The organism is Pseudanabaena sp. SR411, assembly GCF_002251945.1.
Lineage (GTDB): Bacteria > Cyanobacteriota > Cyanobacteriia > Pseudanabaenales > Pseudanabaenaceae > Pseudanabaena.
This window is the reverse complement of the sequence record NZ_NDHW01000262.1, coordinates 1-1,200: the sequence shown is the minus strand read 5'-3', so window position 1 is coordinate 1,200 and position 1,200 is coordinate 1. Positions and strand designations below refer to the sequence as shown.

Sequence of the window (1,200 nt, the reverse complement as noted above, 5' to 3'; positions counted from 1 at the left end):
AACTCCATCCCCTGCTTGATTAAGATTAATTTAGTAGTTTTTTCTCTACAGGATTCACTTTAAGGTCTATAGCTAGCTAGAGTGTCAAGGGGGACAAAAATAAGTTGCTATCATCAAAGCTTATCAATCATTTTGATAAACTTCTATCAATGATTGATTCTTGAAAACTTACACCGCTTTGTGCTCAACCCCAAACCAAGAAAATTTTTAAAAGTGTTACTAAGCAACACTTTTAAAAATTTTCTTGTGGTTCGTTTGTACGGTAATTGATTGCTGTAGCTAAGAAAAACAAACGCATGGATGTAGTGACTACTTGCAGTAAGTAATTGTGCAGAATAAATTGCCCAAACCCGTTAAGGTTGCGCTCCTTCGGGGCACAACCTTAACGGGTTTGGGCATAAAACTCATTGTGGGGCTTCACCCTGCGCCCTTTCTTGTGGAGGTTTTGATTGATCGCGGCTGTGATAAAACTGTTTTACAGTAAAATATCAGTCTTAGTAAAATCTGCTCCTGTCATAATCGCCTCACTAAAATTCACTCCTCGCAAATTTGCGCCTGTAAAGTTCACTCCCCCTAAATTTGCGGCGGTAAAATTTGCCTCTTCTAAATCTGCACCACTAAGATCAGCTCCGACTAATAAGGCATCAGTAAAGTCAGCCTTTTGTAAACAAGCTTCAATCATTACTGCCCCAGCTAAATTTGCCCCGACCAATTTTGTTGCTATCATTGAGACTTCACACATGTCTGACAACATCAATTTAGCGTTAGTAAAATCTGCACCACTCAAATTCGCTCCATTGAGTTTTGCACCAATTAAATTTATTAGTCTAAAATTTCGTCTACCAACTGAATACATATACAAAACTTCTTGACTGAGATCGGAAAATAGCCTACTGCGATCGCACTGTGCTTCCTCAATATCTATTGCCATAGAAGATGAACTGATCAAATTGAGGAGAGGATTTTGGTTAAGTTCTAAATTGGTAATGTCACAATTAGGTAAAGCTTCGGCAATTAAATCTAGTCGTTGAGAAATATCCTGTCGTTGAGTCATTACCTCCTGAATTTGCAAATCCAGTTTATCCAGCTTCTGCTGTACCATCAGTTTGAAGGTTGCATAGGGGATGGTATGCGTAGCTTGTAAATCCAGCAGTTGTTTGATCTCATCAAGAGAAAGTCCAAAAGCTTTGACTCCTTGAA

General features: G+C 38.7%; 1 protein-coding gene. It reads right to left on the bottom strand.

Annotated elements, in window-relative coordinates; genetic code table 11:
• Window positions 1-475: 475 nt before the first annotated feature.
• On the bottom strand, window positions 476-1,200 hold a 725-nt coding region (locus tag B9G53_RS26480), incomplete at its 5' end, for a pentapeptide repeat-containing protein (protein WP_094536407.1).